Source organism: Pseudoalteromonas sp. MB47 (genome assembly GCF_011319765.1).
Classification (GTDB): domain Bacteria; phylum Pseudomonadota; class Gammaproteobacteria; order Enterobacterales; family Alteromonadaceae; genus Pseudoalteromonas; species Pseudoalteromonas simplex.
In genome coordinates this window covers 317,793-333,761 of the sequence record NZ_VFBD01000008.1, presented here as the reverse complement: position 1 = coordinate 333,761, position 15,969 = coordinate 317,793, and the positions used below count along the sequence as shown (strand labels likewise).

At 41.3% G+C, this 15,969-nt stretch carries 14 protein-coding genes; 4 read left to right on the top strand and 10 right to left on the bottom strand.

The annotated features are described in order from the left end of the window. Positions 1–11: 11 nt before the first annotated feature. From IMPJCBKJ_RS05520 to IMPJCBKJ_RS05490, 7 genes are all read right to left on the bottom strand, one after another. Complete coding sequence (locus tag IMPJCBKJ_RS05520; protein WP_166339169.1) at positions 12–1,199, bottom strand: MFS transporter; 1,188 nt, start codon at positions 1,197–1,199, stop codon at positions 12–14. Beyond that, positions 1,196–2,488 (bottom strand): SidA/IucD/PvdA family monooxygenase, encoded by a 1,293-nt coding sequence (locus IMPJCBKJ_RS05515; RefSeq protein ID WP_166339167.1) that lies wholly within the window; start codon positions 2,486–2,488, stop codon positions 1,196–1,198. The genes IMPJCBKJ_RS05520 and IMPJCBKJ_RS05515 overlap by 4 nt, the downstream gene beginning before the upstream one ends. Further along, the gene (locus IMPJCBKJ_RS05510; protein WP_206004100.1) at positions 2,481–4,025 is read right to left on the bottom strand and encodes an aspartate aminotransferase family protein; all 1,545 of its coding nucleotides are present in this window, start codon (positions 4,023–4,025) and stop codon (positions 2,481–2,483) included. The genes IMPJCBKJ_RS05515 and IMPJCBKJ_RS05510 overlap by 8 nt, the downstream gene beginning before the upstream one ends. Before the next feature lie 464 nt (positions 4,026–4,489). Next, positions 4,490–5,059 (bottom strand): PepSY-associated TM helix domain-containing protein, encoded by a 570-nt coding sequence (locus IMPJCBKJ_RS05505; RefSeq protein ID WP_166339165.1) that lies wholly within the window; start codon positions 5,057–5,059, stop codon positions 4,490–4,492. Then, positions 5,052–5,522, bottom strand: coding sequence for a DUF4920 domain-containing protein (locus IMPJCBKJ_RS05500; RefSeq protein ID WP_166339163.1), 471 nt, complete (start codon positions 5,520–5,522; stop codon positions 5,052–5,054). Before IMPJCBKJ_RS05500 ends, IMPJCBKJ_RS05505 begins: the two co-directional genes overlap by 8 nt. Before the next feature lie 89 nt (positions 5,523–5,611). Then, positions 5,612–6,247, bottom strand: coding sequence for a response regulator transcription factor (locus IMPJCBKJ_RS05495; protein WP_054560701.1), 636 nt, complete (start codon positions 6,245–6,247; stop codon positions 5,612–5,614). Positions 6,248–6,250: 3 nt separating this feature from the next. Then, entirely contained in the window at positions 6,251–7,147 is an 897-nt protein-coding gene (locus IMPJCBKJ_RS05490) for a histidine kinase (RefSeq protein ID WP_166339161.1), read from the bottom strand. Between the two features lie 404 nt (positions 7,148–7,551). Between IMPJCBKJ_RS05490 and IMPJCBKJ_RS05485 the strand changes: the two genes are divergently transcribed. From IMPJCBKJ_RS05485 to IMPJCBKJ_RS05470, 4 genes are all read left to right on the top strand, one after another. Then, a complete protein-coding gene (locus IMPJCBKJ_RS05485) occupies positions 7,552–8,364 on the top strand; it encodes a MipA/OmpV family protein (protein WP_166339159.1) in 813 nt (270 codons plus the stop codon). 15 nt (positions 8,365–8,379) lie between these two features. Further along, a complete protein-coding gene (locus IMPJCBKJ_RS05480; RefSeq protein ID WP_166339157.1) occupies positions 8,380–9,033 on the top strand; it encodes a hypothetical protein in 654 nt (217 codons plus the stop codon). 111 nt (positions 9,034–9,144) lie between these two features. Further along, a complete protein-coding gene (locus IMPJCBKJ_RS05475) occupies positions 9,145–10,512 on the top strand; it encodes an alkaline phosphatase PhoX (protein ID WP_166339155.1) in 1,368 nt (455 codons plus the stop codon). Positions 10,513–10,655: 143 nt separating this feature from the next. Then, positions 10,656–11,732 carry a hypothetical protein gene (locus tag IMPJCBKJ_RS05470; protein ID WP_130166915.1) on the top strand — a complete coding sequence of 359 codons (1,077 nt, stop codon included), beginning with the start codon at positions 10,656–10,658 and terminating at the stop codon, positions 11,730–11,732. Here the strand turns inward: IMPJCBKJ_RS05470 and IMPJCBKJ_RS05465 are convergent. The 3 genes from IMPJCBKJ_RS05465 to IMPJCBKJ_RS05455 form a co-directional block, all read right to left on the bottom strand. Continuing rightward, on the bottom strand, positions 11,729–12,424 hold the full coding sequence (locus IMPJCBKJ_RS05465; protein WP_166339153.1) for an ATP-dependent Clp protease proteolytic subunit: 696 nt from the start codon (positions 12,422–12,424) through the stop codon (positions 11,729–11,731). The genes IMPJCBKJ_RS05470 and IMPJCBKJ_RS05465 overlap by 4 nt on opposite strands. Positions 12,425–12,467: 43 nt before the next feature. Beyond that, the gene (locus IMPJCBKJ_RS05460; RefSeq protein ID WP_054551855.1) at positions 12,468–13,388 is read right to left on the bottom strand and encodes an alpha/beta hydrolase; all 921 of its coding nucleotides are present in this window, start codon (positions 13,386–13,388) and stop codon (positions 12,468–12,470) included. A gap of 158 nt (positions 13,389–13,546) precedes the next feature. Then, complete coding sequence (locus IMPJCBKJ_RS05455) at positions 13,547–15,916, bottom strand: TonB-dependent receptor (RefSeq protein WP_166339151.1); 2,370 nt, start codon at positions 15,914–15,916, stop codon at positions 13,547–13,549. Positions 15,917–15,969: the final 53 nt, after the last annotated feature.

The window sequence follows — 15,969 nt, the reverse complement described above, 5'->3', positions numbered from 1 at the left end:
TCTCTTAAAAATTAATAACTGTGAATAGGGTCTGTTGAGGTATGTTTGTTGCGTAAAAAAAGCAGATAAAACAAACATAAAGTGATGGCAAAGCCGACAGAGCCCGTCAGTAATGGGGTGTTTAGTTCAAAGCGAGAGACTAAATCTCCCGCTAAAAATGAGGCGCAGATGACGCCGATATTTTGCATAAAATGAAGCTTGGCAAAATCGCTTGAGTAAAAGCGTGGTTCGCTCATTGCAAACAACATGACTTGCAGACGCACGGTCAGTAAAAATAGCCCAATAGCAAATACAACACGGCCGAACACAAGCCATTGCCAGTGTGAGCTAAGTTGTATAAATAGGCCGATACTGCTTAATACAAGTGCATAGGCGATTGTTTTACTGTGTTGATTGGTTGCAGGTTTGTTTTTGGTTGTAATCAAAATGACAAGTGCAACCCAAGCAGGGATAGCAAACACAGCGCCAGCTAACAGTGCATTGCTGAAATCACTTACTTGTTGCCAAAGTAGCGTAAAGTATGGCGTTGCTAAGAACATGCTAAAGTACACGCCCATAGATATAACCCCTAAGCGAATAATGTAGCCAGGGAAACGCTGCCGTTTTACTGATGATGCGCTTAATTCCCGTGGCTTGTAGCTTACTTTTAATAAGTAAATTAAATACAAGCAGAGCATAACCTGTAAGCAGTCGCCCGCAGCCATCACTAAATATAAAAAGCGCGGCTCAATACTTTGAATGATCAAGCCACCTAATAAAGCACCGCCGATACCGCCAAAGTGTAAAAGCACGCTAAATAAAGCAACGACACCGAGGTGCTGTTGTTTTTCTTCGATACTTAGAACAAAGGGGTAAATAAGCAGGTAACTTGCTTTAAATACCAGCATCAGCTGTGATAACAGCCAAAAGCTCCAAACGTTTTCGCTGTAAAAGCACGCAACACCCAATAGCCCAGCCATTATTTGGGTGATCACCCATAAATACAGCTCGTGCACGTGCTGCGCTATTTTCGCCCATACAGGAAAAGCACACATCACAGTGATGCAGCAAACAGCGATATAGGCACCAATGTGATTACTTGATTGCAAACCAAATTGGGCACTAAAAAACTGCGGGTAAAAGGGCAAAATCATGGTGTCGCAAACAACAGAAATAATCGTCAGCAGCACCAAGCTTGATTTTAATGCGGGTTGTTTCATGCTATTTGCTTCTGTTTTTCGTTGACTACATCGGGTAAACCAAACTCTTGAAAGGCAATTTGTGTTTCAACAGGGTAGGGGGCATAACCTAAAATTGAGCGCAGAATATGGCTGTTTCGATAGCAGGCCATGCCCAGATCTGGCGTTACAAAACCATGACTGTGCAGCTCAGCATTTTGTACAAACAGCCGTTGTAGCTTGTCGATACTGTAATTCCGCTCAACAGCAAAGCACCCGTTATCTAGCCAATTTATTTCGCTCATTAAGCCACTTAGAAAATCGGGTAGCTGATAACTAAAGCCCGTAGCCATGATGACGTGATTACTATGTAAGCTAAATTCAGCCTGCTGTTCACTGTGTCTAAAAACTAGTTTACTGCCTTGTTTTTTAATGAGCTCGCTGTTGGTTAGTAACCTTGCGCGGTTCACACCTTGAATATCAAGTTGATAGAGCTGATCATAAATCTGATTAATTAACTCTGAGTTGATGCCTTTGTATAAATTACGTTGCTTGGCTAGTAACTCCTGTTTGGTGGCCTGTTCTAGGTTATAAAAGTAATCAACATACTCAGGAGAAGTCATTTCTAGCGTGAGTTTCGTGTACTCAAGAGGAAAGAAACGCGGCGCTCGCGTTACCCAATTGAGTTGGTAGTTATGTTGTTTAATATCACACAACAAATCATAAAATACTTCAGCAGCACTTTGCCCTGAGCCAATTACAGTAATGCTCTTGCTATTTACTAACTCATCCCGTTTATACAGATATTCAGTGGCATGGCAGAGCTGTGTATCTTCAGCCTGAACAGCAGGTGGGTAATAAGGTGAGGGACCTGTGCCCAGTACCAAGTGACGACAATAAAGCGTTTTAGTTTGCTTTGCAGATTCAACAGTGAGTACATAGAGCTGCTTTGTTTGATCAAACTGGCTATGAATGACTTTATGGCCAAACTGTATGTTACTTAATTGGCTTGCTGCCCACTGGCAATACTGGTTGTATTGCTCGCGCAGTAAAAAGAAACTTTCTCGAATATAAAACTGATACAGCTTACCTTGTTGCTTCGCATAGTTTAAAAAGCTGTATGGATTGGTTGGATCTGCCAATGTGACTAAATCCGACATAAACGGTGTTTGTAATGTAACGCCATCGAGCATAAGCCCTGGATGCCAATTAAATTCATCACGTTGTTCTAAAAATAACGAATCAAGTGTTTCAATTGGCTCAGCTAAACATGCCAAACTGAGGTTGAACGGACCAAGACCCACGGCAATTAAATCGTATACTTTATTCATGACTAGTTTCCTCAACTTTTAGGCGTGCCTTGATGCTGTAGGCGCAGGCTTTAATATCAGCTGCAATACTTTTAATGTCTTCAATCTGTGTGTTTGGATTAAGTAGCGTGAACTTTAAGTAGTTGATACCTCTAAATTTGGTGCGAGCAATGGCACACTCACCTTGTTTGAATAGCTCATCTTTAATTTGATAATTAAGCAGGTTTAATTGCTCATCACTGAGGTTTTTATCGTTAAAGCGAAACACTAAGGTACTGAGTTCAGGTTGATGAATTAGCTCAAATTCAGGGTCTTGTTTGAGTGCCACATAACTACTACGGGCTAGTGCCATAACAGAAGAAAACACTTTGCCAATCTGTTCGTGGCCCATAATGCGTAAAGTTAGCCAAAGTTTTAAGGCATCAAAACGGCGAGTCGTTTGAATGCTTTTATCAACAAGGTTTGGCGCTGCTTGCGGGTTGTCGTTAAACGGATTTAAATAATCAGCATGATGAGTTAAATGTTTAAATTGCTTTTTATCAGCAACAATAAATGCACTGCTACTGACAGGTTGTAAGAATGATTTGTGGTAATCTAACGTCACCGAGTCAGCCAGTTCAATGCCATTGAGTAAGTGACGGTGATCATCAGCGGCAAGTAGTCCACAGCCATAAGCTGCATCGACATGAAGCCATAAATTATCAGCTTTGCACCGCGTTTTTAGCTTATCGATAGGGTCTATTGAACCAAAGTCAGTTGTGCCTGCGGTGGCAACAAGCGCTATAGGAATATTGCCTTGTGCTTTACATTCATCAATCGCTGCATCAAGTGCGGCTAGGTCCATTTTAAACTCTTTATCAACTGTAACCGGAACAACCGCGTTATAGCCAAGGCCCAGTAAAGCGGCTGACTTTTGAATACTAAAATGGCTGACTTCAGAGCAAAAAATACGGTAGCGATGAGCATCTGGGCCTAAACCAAAATCGCGAATAAGGTGCCCTGATAAGCGCTCTGCTGCATGGTCTCTAGCAAGTAACAATGCCATTAAATTTGATTGACTGCCGCCACTTGTGAATATGCCATCGGCAGTAGCACTTAAGCCAATGCGTTCGATACTCCAGTCAATTATCTTTTGCTCAATGAGCGTCCCGCCAGCACTTTGGTCCCAGGTGTCTAACGAAGAATTTATAGCAGTTAATAACTGTTCGGCTATCACCGCAGGGTAAGCAACGGGGCAGTTTAGATGGGCAACATACTTTGGATGATGAAAATAGACAGCATGATCTAAATACAACGATTTTACTTCATTTAGCGCTTGCTCAACGTTATTGAGAGGTTGATTTAGTTCTACTCTGGCTATTTGTTTACTGAGCTCTTTGTGGCAGACGCCAGAATGAACTTGTTTTGCAGAACGCAGCGCTTGATGGATGAGCGACATTGTTTGCATTGAAGCCATCTCATATTTGAGTAAATTATTTTCGTTAAAAATAAACGCATGGGGCTGTTCATCAACGTTTATTGATGAATGAGCATTAAGCACGGGGGCTAATTGATTCACGACTCAATTCCTTCTTGGTTAATTTGAATCGGGATCGTAATGATAGTGATTATCAATATCAATAATAATAAATCATTAATTTACTTTACAATTTAATTACCTTTAATAAGTTGAAAGTGTTTTGTTTTTAAATTTATCTAGTAATAAATAATTGCCATTTAGTCATAAATTATGACTAAGTTAGTCCCTTTTTCAGGTTCTGTTTGACAGCATTTTTTGATTTTTCGATGAAAATGCTCACAAATAAAAGCAATAAAGCCATCATTTAAAAAAACAATAATAGGTAGGTGAGAGGTTTTAAGAGCTAAGTAAACACACTTTGAGCTGCTATAAAATGCGTAAGCAAAGGGAGGGTTCTGCGAATAGTTATTTTAAGAAAGACTGTGTTACAAATTTGGTGAGTATTAAATTAATTAAAAAAGTTGCCATCGCTCTTAGCGAGAATGGCAACAGGGAACTTTAGTTTATAAAAACACATAAGCAGCGGGGAGCAGCATACCGCCAATGACTAAAACTGAGCGGCTGCCCCATGGGCTATTTTTACCTTTGATCATAAACAAGCCGCTGATCGCTAAAAACAGCAGCAGCCCTGCAAAAATATCAGAAAAAATAACCCACGACTCGTTTGTCTCGTTCAAGTGTAAACGGTTAAATGCTTGAAATACATGACGAGGCTCAATGGCTTCATAGCTTATGATATCTTTATTAAGTTTAAGGCTGAGATTGTTACCGTTTTTTAAAAACACCTTAAACTCTTGCGGCGACACCCAATAAGAGGCCTTTACCGGCTCGCTTACATCAGCATGAGAGATAATTTGTTCAATTAGCAACTCGTCATTATCTAATTGCCAAGTTTCATCGCCCACACTGATTTGCTGGTGGCTTACTTTGTAGTTTGGGTTCCAATCATCTTTGTGGTTCACTGCAATGCCAGAAACCGCAAAGATAATCACTAAACCAACACAAAAATAACCAATATCGCGGTGTAAGTTTCTGTTTAACTTAAACCAGTTGATACCTCGTTTGTTACTCAATGATTTCAACTCCGCTCGGTACGAGCTGATAAATAGCCATTGCTTCAGTCACAGAGTTTACATCAAAGCTTTCGCCGGCTTGCTGCGCTTTGTGAGCAAGTAGCGCTTTAGTGCGGCCAAGGCTAAGCTGAATTTTATCGAGCTTACCGGTTACGATAGCTTTACTGCCTTTAGCCGTCATTGGGAATACCATGTCGCCATCTTCAACTTTGATACGTAAGTTTTCAAAGCGTTTGTCTGATGCGAGCGTCATCCAGCAACCACGTTTTTCGCAAACCCCAGTGATAGTCCCTTCCACGGTAATTGGACTTGCAAGGTAATCGTCTGGTGAGGCCATAACAGTCGAAATTTTAATGAGTTTGTCACTGTCGACTTGATTGCCAAACTGTAAGCTAAAGGCGTGCTGGCTAAAGCTTAAAAGCGCCAATGAGAATACAATAAATGTTTTTGATTTTAGGAACATAGCGGTTGCTTCTTGAAATAAAATTAAGCCTTAGTTTAAGCGATTTACTTGTATGATAAAAGCTTAATGAGATTAAAAATGATTTGCAATTATATCAAGCCTAGATCAATTGCTTTTAATGCTGCACGGGTTCTATCACGTACATCTAGCTTTCTGAGAATAAAAGACACTTGATTACGGATAGTCCCCTCAGACTTATAAAGTGCCTCGGCGATTTCACTATTTGAATAGCCAGCAGCGATTAAATTGAGCACTCTAAGCTCGCTTTTACTTAATTTATCAGGAGTTGCTAAAGAAGTATCGGTTGTTTTAGTGGGCTTATTCAAAATTCGCTCGGTGATCGCAGGAGCTAGCGCTGAGCCACCTTTAGCAAGTGTTTCGATGGCGCTGACCAAGCGCTCTAAATTAATATCTTTTAACGCATAACCCTTAGCGCCATAGCGAATACATTCTAGCACTTGTTCACTATCATCAAAGGTCGTGAGTACCAGTACTGGTTGCCTCAGCTGTTGTGCTTGCATACTTTTCAGTACGCCAATACCGTCTAGAATAGGCATGCGAATATCAAGGAGTACAACATCAATAGAATGTTGCTTGAGCATCTCAAGAGCCGTTTGGCCATTGTCAGCCTCAGCCACGACTTGAATATTTGCTTTAAGGGCGAGTAAGCTTTTTAAGCCTTCTCTTAATAATGTTTGGTCATCGACGAGTAATACCCTAATCATTTTTTACGCCAAAGTATGTGGATTAAGTTTATGAGGTAACGTTGCAGCAATCGCAAACCCATTATTATTTTGTTCAAACTCGATTGCCCCTCGCACTAAAGCTAAGCGCTCTTGCATGCCTGTTAAGCCATTGCCTAAGTTCAGCTTGGGCATTTCACCGCCGTTATCATAAATAGTGAGATGCACTGAATCAGCTTGGAGGTCTAAGCTTACCGACAGCTCGGTCGCATCACTGTGTTTAATACAATTCGTAATCGCTTCTTGCACAGTATGAAATAACGTTTGTGCCAATAACGTATCACTTATTTTTATATTTTCATCGTAATTGAGTGTGACATTTAAGCCTGTAACATGGCTGCACAGTGAATTAAGCGATGCATGTAAATCAATGGTTTGGTTTTCTCGCATTGACGAGACAGAGTCACGCACATCATTTAATAACAAGCGGGTAATTTGCTGTGCTTTAGTTATGTGTTTTGGTGCTTCATGGCTAGCACAATGATTGGCGACTTCTAAGTGAATACTGAGTCCCGTAAGGTGGTGGCCAAGGGTATCATGTAAATCTCTGGCAATACGAATACGTTCATCGCGAGTTGCGGTGTCGTTTAAAAGTGCTTGAGTTGCTTTTAATTCACGTAATAAATGGGCTGCTTGTTCTTTGGCTTTACGCTCAGAAATAAGCCGAGTAGCAAAGCGATAGGCAAAGCTATTGTATAAAGTGAAAGCCAACCCGTTGAGCAATACAAATTGCTTATCAAAGCCATAGTGAAGCGTCAGCGCCATCAAAAAGGGCAGGCAAATGAGTAAATAGAGGCTGGCTTTGTTTGGCTCGTAATCGCTGAATTTAACTAAGAAGATGATCAATAGAATTGCAACAAAGCCAATATTAAATAGCCACATCAATAGCACAACATTAGCGATAGTGAAGTTCAAAATACGGGTTTGATAGTGCTTAAATCGTGATCTGAAAAACTCAAAATAAATTAAAAAAGCAAAAAAGCTTATAAATAACACACTGATCAAAAACGTATTTATTGTACTAAAACTTAGCTGCGCCGATTCTGCTCTTTGCGACCAAGCGTGCAGAGTATAAATAAACACAAACCCCCAGGTGATTGCTGAGAGTATGAAATCGCTTCGATGTATCAACGTTTGCAAGAGTTTGTTCATACGCTTAGTTTAATCCGCAATTATTCGTTTATGTATATGACAAATGTCACGATTAAATATGTGACATTTGCAGCAAGTCAGCCCTAATGGTGAGGCGTTAAACTGCATTAAAACACCAATATAGGGACATTATCATGACCAAACATGAATTTCTGCGAAATAGTCTTTTTTCTTATCTGTTGATTGCAGCTTATTGTTTAGCAGCATTATTTGTTGATGATGCCAAGGCCGATGAGCAATCACAGCAATGGCAAATGGAGGTCGGTGCTGCACAATTGGCCATTGATACAGCATGGCGAGATTACGATATTCAAACCATGGTCTTGCCATACTTCAACGCCCGAAAAGGCAACTGGCGCATAGGGCCTAAATATGGCTTAGTGCAATATGCCTTTTTACAAGGCGCAGAATTTGAAGCGTCAATGGGGCTTAGTTTCCGAGATGAAACCTACGATAGCAGTTTAATCTTTAGTGATGAGTTGTCGGATGATGAGGTTTTCACTGACTATAAAGACGGCAAAGGTGAGCTAACCTTCAGAACTCAGCTGCAATATAAACAGCTTTTTGTTCGTTTAGCGCAAGATATTTCGAATCACTCCGATGGACTTACGTTTCTTGCCCGCTATAACCTACCGATTTATGGCCAAGGATTAGGGTTACAGCTAAGTGCTGATCTCGGTTTTTATTGGCAAGATAAAAAATACACTCAATACCTGTATGGCATAGCTAATGGCAATATCGCCCCTGAGTTTGGCAGATATGAATATCAGCCAAGTGCAGCCCTTAACCCATTTACCTCGCTAAACCTGACTTATGTTTTTAATGAGCAGTGGTCTGTTTTTACGAGCTTGCGGTATGAGCAACTTGACTCAACTATCAAAAAAAGCCCGCTAGTGGGTGAAACTGCCAAGCAGCAATTCGCTGCAACTATAAATTATCGTTTTTAGAAAAAGGGATGAGCAATGAATTATCTACTGAGATTATGCATTTTACTCTTACTTACTGGTTGCAATAGCGCTGAAGAGGAAGTGTTTGACGAAGACGATTTATACCAAGGTGTTTATGAAAGTGACTATTATGTTTATAACTTTAGCGAGTACCCGGTTGATTTTTATATGATGAACCTACGAAACAACACACCAACAAGCGCAATTTATAAGGAGCAGAACTTCCAACAATCAATCGATGGCTACGGTGGTTTTGAAAAGCTTAACTTTAAGCGTTCTGTGGTCGGAAAGGTTGGCTTTGCAGCTTTTTATGATGCTGAAATAAAAGCTCATCTACAAAAGTGGGTTGTTAGTGATATAGCTAATTATGTGATCAGCTATATGGATGGCGAAACGCTGAAACTGGCTTTTTTAGCACGCACTGAGGCTGTAGATAGTGGTGATTACCCTGTGGTTAGGCTGGTTAGTTTTATCGGCAATACGAACTACAGCTATAAACTTGCTAATAGTGAATTAACTGAAGCAACAGCAACAGCTTATATACCGCTAACTCATTGCGCTAGTGACTTACAAATTGCCGGTTTTGAATTTGATTTTTGTAACTTAGAGCAGCGTGGTTACTTAATTGTGCTGCTACCTAATGAGCAACTAGCAATCATCAAAGAGTAGTGCTTTATGACAATTTCGTGAATATTGTGATAATGTAACTTTTTATCGTTTCATTGCTTTATAATGCCTTTTTTATTTGTATGATAAAGCTGGTTTTAGCTTGGAGTTAGCATGGTTTCACGTCGAGAATTTTTAGTAGGGGCGGGCACATTGGCCTTTTTAGGATTATCAAAAAGTGCCATAGGTAAAGTGTCGTTAGGTGATTTAAAAACAACGGCTGTCGGTTTTGGTCCGTTAATTCCTGATCCAGATAAATTGCTCGACTTACCCGAGGGCTTTAGTTATCAAGTAGTTTCAAGCCTAGGTGAGAAAATGTCTGATGGGTTTACGGTACCCGATAAAGCCGATGGCATGGGTTGCCTAGCGCTTGGTAATGACCGTGTTGCATTAGTGCGAAACCATGAGCTAAAACCAAAAGATTTAGCGAAAGCTGAGGCAAGTATTGCCAACCATAAAACGCCGCTGGCTTTTGATACTAACAGTGACGGTGTGGCGTTACCGGGCGGCACAAGTCATATCGTGTATAACCTAAAAACCCATCAAAAAGAGCAAGAATACTTGTCATTGGTCGGCACTATTCGTAACTGTTCTGGCGGTATCACGCCATGGGGCACCTGGCTTACGTGCGAAGAAACCACAGACACCAAAGCCGATGGATTTAACCAAGATCATGGTTATATTTTTGAAGTACCCGCAAATAGCAAAGGCTTAATTAAACCTGACCCATTAAAAGCCATGGGTCGATTTAATCACGAAGCGGCTGCCGTTGATCCGCGCACCGGCATTATTTATTTAACAGAAGACAAAGGTGATAGCGTCTTTTATCGCTTTATTCCAAATGAATATGGCAAGCTGCATAAAGGCGGGCAATTACAAGCTATGGTGGTAAAAGGTAAACCACAATTCGATAGCCGTAACTGGAATAATAAAGCCATGGGGCTACATCAAGAGCTTGAGGTTGAGTGGGTCAATCTAGATAACCCTGAAAGCCCGAAAGACGACCTACGCTTACGCGGCTACAAACAAGGTGCAGCATTGTTTGCTCGCGGTGAAGGTATTCACTGGGGTGATAAAGAACTTTATTTCTGCTGTACCAATGGCGGTAAAAAACAACTTGGTCAGGTTATGAAATATCAGCCATCAGAATTTGAGGGCACAGATAAAGAAGCACAGCAACCTGGTAAAATCTCGTTGTTTGTCGAAAGTACTAGCAAAACCCTATACAACTTTGGCGATAACCTAACCGTGTCACCTAATGGTCATTTAATTGTCTGTGAAGACCAATACACCGATGTGGTTGATAATCATCTTCGCGGTGTGACACCCCAAGGCCAAGTTTATAATTTTGCCCGTTTAGTGGCGCAAACCGAGCTGGCAGGTGCCTGTTTTTCACCAGATGGTAGTACTTTGTTTGTGAACGTTTACTCACCTTCAAAAACACTTGCTATAACAGGCCCATGGCATCAGTTTAGTGTTTAGTTAAAGCTTATTTAAAATAGCCACTGCGAAGTGGCTTTTTTGTACCACGAAAATTTATGTTCCTCTTTTTATAATCAGCTGTTCTAGTTAGAATCACTTTGTTTTACAGGAAAAAAAAATAATAAAACGAAAACGGAGTTGATATGTCTGTTACTGAGCAGAGTCGAGAGCAAGTTAAAGCAAAACTAGTTAAGCAAAGTCCACTTGCAGCTGCAATCGGCGTAGCTTGCTGGAGTATCCCAATCATTATTTTATGGATCACAGTATTTTCAATTAAAAGTGCTATTGGGCCTGTAATGTTAGTGATTAGCGGCGTACTCGTTGGCCTAGCCGTTCGTATTCATGGGCGTGGCTATGATCGTATCTTTTCAGTTATTTCACTTATTGCATACCTATCTGTAATCGCTGTTGCGCTCAGTTCAGAGGTTTTGATCAGCGGTACATTGTCTTTATCAATTTATGCTTTGTTATTTGCACTTGGCTCTTGGTCAGCAGCATTTATTGCACGTAAAAGCATTCCATTTATTGACCATAAGTTATTTGCTGAGGTGTATGAATCCGGTGAGCTGGCAGGGTATAAAAAAATTAAAAATCATTGGTTGGTAGTATTACCGAGTACCCTAATTGCTACATCATGTTTGAGTTTTGCAGGCGCCGTTGGTGCATTTGCTCACCAGCAGTATTTGTCTATTGAAAAACAGGTAGAACAAGAGCAACATCAAGCTGCTAAGTTTAGAGCAAAACATATTCCGACTGATGATGAGTTTCTTGCAACCTTGTCTGACAAAAAAGCATTTAGCTATGCTTTTGCCTATTATTCCGGTCGTCACTTTGATGAGCGAGGCGTTTATCAGGGGAATTTTCCACAAGATACATTTAAATCAGAAACTATTTTACGTTATCTGGTTGAACATAAAAATGAACCTAGAGCGCAATTTATTCTGGGAAGAATGCTTGCTTTTGAGCGTGGTGAAGCACTCATGGCAAGCTCAAGGCAGAGCGGTGATCAGTTCGCTCGGCTATATGATATTTATCAATTCGGTTGCCATATAGATGCAAAGCAAGGACGTACGCTATTGCAAAGCTTTAAAAAACTCGTAACAGAGCAGTCGGTGATCATCGATATTCAGCAAATGCAGAGTAATGATTTTCGTGATTATTGCGACATTCTTGATGACACCGAATTTGATTACCGTTATATCCGTGATTACAAAAGCTAATCCCCAAGGTCACTAATTATTAGTAACGGAAAGTTCTTTGCTGAGCGGGGCTGCCAATCTGCAAACTCAATATTATTCACATTCAGTGTATTGAGTGCTTTTTTTGAGTAGCTCCAGCCTCTGGCTTTTTGTGCCACAGCTGCACGTTTTAGCTCTTTAGATAAACCAATCGTTAGCAAGTCATGATTAACTCCGCGTTTTGCATAAAAGGCTTTTTCACGAGCCATGGCTTTTGCGATTATTTCATCGTATTGAGTGCGCAAAGCCTGCCACTTGGTTGTTTTTTCTGGCTCTTTTAAATGGCTTACCATGGCATCAATATCGCTATCTCGCCAGCGAGCAGAAGCGGCATCGCCGTGCCAACCGACAATGGCGTTCTTAGCTATGGTGGTAGGGTTTCCTGCAAGTAATACGTAATTAGCACACGACGAAAAGCAAAATTGTTTTACATGAACTTTTAAATTATGCGCCAAAATCAATTCGGCGAGATCCATACCTAAATCAATGTTTCCGCCACCACTGGTGATTTGTATGCTGTTTATGTTTTGCTGCTCAGCCAAAAGCTGTGCAACATGTTGATTGTTTTTGGCATTAATTTCGCCTTGATAAATAATGCGCTGCTCGCTCAGTGACACACCGGCAAAACTTAACCAAGGGATGGTTAAAAATAGACTAAAAAATACACGTAACATAAAACGCTAACCTTATAAATTGTATGATAATTCTATCATGCTTTTAGGGTTTTTTAGCGGCTTTTTTGGCGCTGACTTTAGCGGCGTGTTTAGCTATCCACTTAGTCATTTTTTTCATTAAAGCGGGCGGAAAATCATGGCCCATTCCGGGCACGACTCTTAACTTACTGCGTTTTATTAACAGGGCGGTGTTGATACCCGCAGACAGCGGCATAACAGGATCAGCACTGCCGTGAATTACTAACGTGGGCGCTTTAATCTTTTTTAGTAATTGCTCGCGATAAGGCGTTGCGGCAATGGCTGCAAGCTGACGTTTAAAGCCTGTTTGATTTGTGTGGGCCCGCTCAATATAGCGTTCAGCGTTGGCGTATAAAGCGTGTTCATCTTGTGGGTAGGCTGGGCTGCCAATGAGTTGGTTGAGCCTAACATTGTAGTCAATAGCGGCTTCTTTATTACTGCTTCGGGGGCGTATTTTTGCGAGCTTTACCAAAAGGTTAATGTTTGATCCCGAAAACGATAACGGCGAGCTACTCGACATAATTGAAGTTAAGCTCAGTACACGTTTTTTATACTTTGCCGCGGCAATTTGCGCAATCATGCCACCCATTGACGCCCCCACTAAGTGCGCTTTTTTGATAGCCAGTGCATCCATTAATTCTTTTACATCGCGAGCCATGTCATCGAGCGAATAGGGCAGCTTTGCACGAATGGGTAATCGGCGGCTAAGCCAATGCTTTACTAGACTCGGCTTGCCTAACTCATCTAACGATGAGGATAGCCCTGCATCACGATTATCAAAACGAATAACCCGAAAGCCTTTTTCGACCAAGCCAAAATATAGCGACTCTGGCCAAACGGTAAATTGAGCACCTAAGCCAATAATTAAGATGATCACCGGCGCATTTTTATCGCCTTCATCTTGATAACTAATACAGATACCACTGGCTGTAAGGATATGTTCCATAGACTGACAAATAGGCTTACGCAGGTACCATCAGCTTAATGTGTGAAGTTGGCAATTTAGTGACAGTAAAAAGAATACTGATAATAGGAGCAGTAATAGGGACGGTAAGGAAAATAGACAGCATATGACTACATGCTGTCTATTTTCAGGGAGTTTACTTAGAAGTAAGCGGTAACGCCAATCCAGAAGTTACGGCCTTTATCTTTAACGTTGTAGTCGTCTGTGAATGTAACTTCGCTAACTACACCGCGACCTGTTAGGTATTCGTACTCACCATCGCCATTTAGGTCGGTATAGCTTGTGCTATAAGAGGTGAAATCTTCGTCTAATAGGTTGTTTACACGGGCATTGATTTGCACGTACTCATTTACATAAAACTGCGCACCTAAATTAAGTAGGTTGTAGTTTTTGTAATACAGCGCTTTATCGTGCACGTTATCCCAACCGCGGTAACGGTCTGAACGATATACACCTTGTAGGTATAAGTTCATAAAGTCTGTCGCTTCCCAGTTTAGGGTAAGGTTTGCCATGTGCTCAGCTGAGTTAGTTAATGGTTGACCTTGTTCAGGACCGCTCTTTTGTTCGCTATCAGTCCAGGTGTAGTTACCGTTAACAGACACTGTTTTAGTGATTGTGTATTGACCAGCAATTTCAACACCTTGAAGGTCTACTTCGTCGATATTGATCTTTTGGCTGTAGCTATCGTAGCCAAGCTGATCGTATTGACCTAGGTTCACACATGGACGTACGTCGTTAGTTTGCTCACAACTTAAAATTGTATCGCCGCTGGCAATTTTGTCTTCAAACTTGGTGTTGTAGTAAGTCACGTTAATGTTGTGATCGCCATCAAGTGAAGTCCAGTAAAGTGCAACTTCTGAGTTAACACTGGTTTCTGGTTCTAATTCAGGGTTACCTGCAAATGGGCTTGTGCCTTGGCCACCAAATCCGGTGATCCCGTCATAAAGGTCAGTTGTTTTTGGTGTTTTGTAACCTGTACTTACACCACCTTTTAAGGTCCAAGTGTCAGATAAGTTATATACACCGTAAACACGAGGTGATACTTGGCTACCAAATACATCGTGGTCATCGTAACGAGCACCAAGTGTAAAGGTGAAGTTATCAGTTGCCATCCAGTTATCTTCGGCAAAGATTGAGTACATGTTTTGCTCTTGTACTTTGCCAGCTTGATCACTTTCAAGACCAAATACACCGTCTTTTAATTCACCGTCGATAAGCTGGCCACCAACTGCTAGGTTATGGCTACCAAAGCGCCCCTCGATTGGAATATCAAAACGTAAGTCATAGGTATATTGGCTGCTTTCAAGTGGGCGAGCAGGGCGTGGTAAGAATGTTTCTTCAGCTAAGTCTTTACGTGCTTGCTCGTCCATTCCTTCGTATTCGCCAGTACCATCGTACATAGCTTGCAGCTCTAATCGCTCGCTTACACTCAGTGGTAAAGTACGGCCATTGTTTTGCGTATCAACATAAGACACAGAGGCTTTTACCGTTGCCCAGTTAAGATCGCCATCATAACTGAGTGACCACCATTCACGGTCAAACTCTTGGTCTGCCGCGTAACCTGCGCGCGGGTTTACTTGGCCGCGGCGATCTTGCCAAATTGATTCAATGTTATCTTTAGTACCAAGTGGGTAAGTAATGGTGCCTGATTCAATGTCGTAGCTAGGTGTGTTGTCGTACACTTGGCTTGAGTTATCGTAATCAAAACGTAAATGATGCGACTCAAACGGGGTATAAGTTAACGTAAAACCATACTGCTCGTTTGTGTTATCAACGGTACGACCGCCACTCCCAAAACCTAATGAACGAGTATGAACAACACCATTTGGATCAGTTGCTGGTTCAAATGTTGGCGATGATGCTTGTTGCTCGTAAACACTGCCGCGCACACCTAAGCTTAATACGTCTTTGATAAGCGGACCCATCACACTAAAGTCAGTGGTAATGTCATCACCAAAATCATCATTTTGCTGTAATGAACGGCTAAAAGACACTGCACCGCTCCAACTATCAGTGTGCTTTTTAGTGATGATATTAATTACACCACCCAATGCATCTGCACCATAAAGCGTTGATGCAGGGCCGCGAATTACTTCAACACGTTCAATGGCATCAACCGGTGGTACGTGGTTAAACGCGTTGCCACCAAAATTGTTTGGGTATATGTCGCCATGGTTATTTTGACGTTTACCATCAATAAGTAACAGGGTGTATTCACCTGTTAAACCACGCATACTCACACTGCCTTGGCCTGTTTTATCACGAGTTGTGCCAATGTCGATACCTTCTAAATACTGCACAGCATCAAGTACTGAGGTGAAGGCATGAGACTTAATATCTTCATTAGTGATAATTGAAATACTTGCAGGTGCTTCGGTAACTTTTTGCTCAAAACCCGTTGCAGTAATAACTAAGCGTTCCATATCTTGTTTCGGCTTAGCGTCATCAGCAAAGGCTGAAAAATGTGTTGTTATGGCAAGTGCCAGTAAGCTTGGTTTTATTGATTTCATTGTAGGGTTCCAGTTCTTTTTGTAGGTTATCCCTTTGAGGGACGTCGCGTATA